Origin of the sequence: Paraburkholderia diazotrophica (genome assembly GCF_900108945.1) — a bacterium.
In the GTDB taxonomy this organism is placed as follows: Bacteria; Pseudomonadota; Gammaproteobacteria; order Burkholderiales; family Burkholderiaceae; genus Paraburkholderia; species Paraburkholderia diazotrophica.
In genome coordinates, this window is sequence record NZ_FNYE01000101.1 from 1 (window position 1) to 2,092 (window position 2,092).

Sequence of the window (2,092 nt, forward strand, 5' to 3'; positions counted from 1 at the left end):
TCTATCACGAACTCGGGCGCACCGCGCTCGTGATCCTCGTGAGCCAGGGCGCGAATACGTTTCTGGTCGCGCTCTTCACGTTCTATATCCTGTGGCGACTGGTCACGCGGCATCTTGCGACGATCGCGCGCACCGTGAACGATTGCGATTTTCACGGGCCGCCGCGCGAGGCCGATGAGCTCGAACGCGCGGTGTCGACATTCAACGCGATGGGTATGCGCCTGCATCGCGCGTATCTCGACGAGCGCGAGGCGTCCATCGAGCGCGAAGCATGCCGCTTAACCGCATCCTTGGTTATGCGCAGATTCTCGGAATCTCATCAGCTCGCGCACGATAGCAACATGCGCATCGTTCAGTGGTCGGAACGCGTCGCGGCAAGCGATCCGGCGCATGCGGCGTTCGTTGTGCGGCTGCATCAACTGGTGCGCGCGTATCAGTCGAAGGCGATCCTGCATCTGATTGAGCGGCACCTGGAAGGGGACACCGCAACATGAGCCATCTCGCCGCTTCGGCCGCGCATACGGACACCGTCCTGATCGTCGACGATACGCCCGCGAATCTCGGCGTGGTCGTAGACAGTCTCGAAGCGCGCGGCATTCGCGTGCTGGTGGCGCTCGACGGTGTCGAAGCGTTGGAGCGCGCGGCTTTCTCGCAGCCCGACCTGATTTTGCTCGACGTGAAGATGCCGGGTATCGACGGGTTCGAGACGTGTCGCCGTCTGAAGCGCGACGAACGCACGCGCGATATCGCTGTTATCTTCATGACCTCGCTGACAGGCAACGAGGATCGCGTCGAGGGCTTTTCGGCGGGCGGGGTCGATTACGTGACCAAGCCGTTGCGCATCGACGAGACGCTGGCGCGCGTCGGCGTGCATCTTGAGCTGCGCGCCATGCACAAGCAGCTTCTCGCACAGAACCGGCAACTGCTCGCCGAAGTGGCCGTGCGCAAGGAAACGGAGGCTGCGCTATCGCAGGCGCGCGACGATCTCGAACGGCGCGTCGCGTTGCGCACCGAAGAACTGGCGCGCGCCAACGCGAACCTGCAGGCGCAGATCGACGAGCGGCGGCGCGCGGACGCGCGCCTGCAGGCTAGCGAGGCGCGCTTTCGCGCGATCGTCGAAACGAGTCCGGTGCCGTTGTGCATTACGTCGATGCCGGAGGGGCACATCCTGTACACAAACGAGCCGCTGCGCGAACTGTTCGGCATGGACGAAGGGATGTCAGCGAATATCGCAGATTTCTACGCCGATCCCAGCGAGCGCGAACATGTGATCCGGCATCTGAGGACGGAGGGCAGCCTGCGAAATGCGGAGGTGTAGTTCCGGCGCCCCGACGGCACGCAGTTCTGGGCGATGGCGACCGCGCGCGTCGCGACCTACGACGATTCTCCCGCGATCTATGTCGGCCTGAACGACATCACGGGGCGCAAGGAGATGGAACAGGAACTCGTCGAATCACGCGAGCAGCAGCGTGAGCTGTCCGCGTATATGGAGGCGATCCGCGAAGAGGAGAGAAAGCGCATTGCGATGGAGATTCACGACGAGCTTGGCCAGTTGCTGACTGCGCTCAAGATGGACGTGTCGCTGCTCAAGATGCGTCTCACGCACGATCCGGGCGCAATGAAAAAAGCCGACGATATGCGCGAGCTGGTCGAAGGCACGATCTGGATGGTGCGCAACGTCGCGAGTCATCTGCGGCCGGCCGCACTCAATTTCGGCATCGTGTCGGCGCTCGAATGGCTCGTCGACGAGTTCAACCGCCGCAATGCGATTCCTTGCGAGTTGCGCATCGTCGGTGGCGAGCCCGCGCTGTCGGATACGCACGCGACGGCCGTGTTCCGCATCGTGCAGGCGTCCCTGACGAACGTCTCGCGTCATGCCGACGCGACGCGCGTGCACGTGACGCTGATCTCGACGGCGGAGAAGCTCGAACTGCACGTGCGTGACGACGGCCGCGGCTTCGACCAGCAGGTGGTGAGGCGCGACTATTCATATGGCCTGCTCGGCATGAACGAGCGCGCGCGGCTGATCGGCGGATCGCTTTCGATCGGCAGCACGCCGGGCGCGGGCACCACGGTTTCGATTCACATTCCG

Annotated in this window: 2 pseudogenes; both read left to right on the forward strand. The window is 63.6% G+C overall.

Annotated features, from left to right (window positions below):
• Nucleotides 1-278: pseudogene (locus BMW76_RS39995) on the forward strand (hypothetical protein); the annotation flags it as partial.
• A 212-nt stretch (nt 279-490) separates the two neighbouring features.
• A pseudogene (locus BMW76_RS40000) lies at nt 491-2,092 on the forward strand (response regulator); the annotation flags it as partial.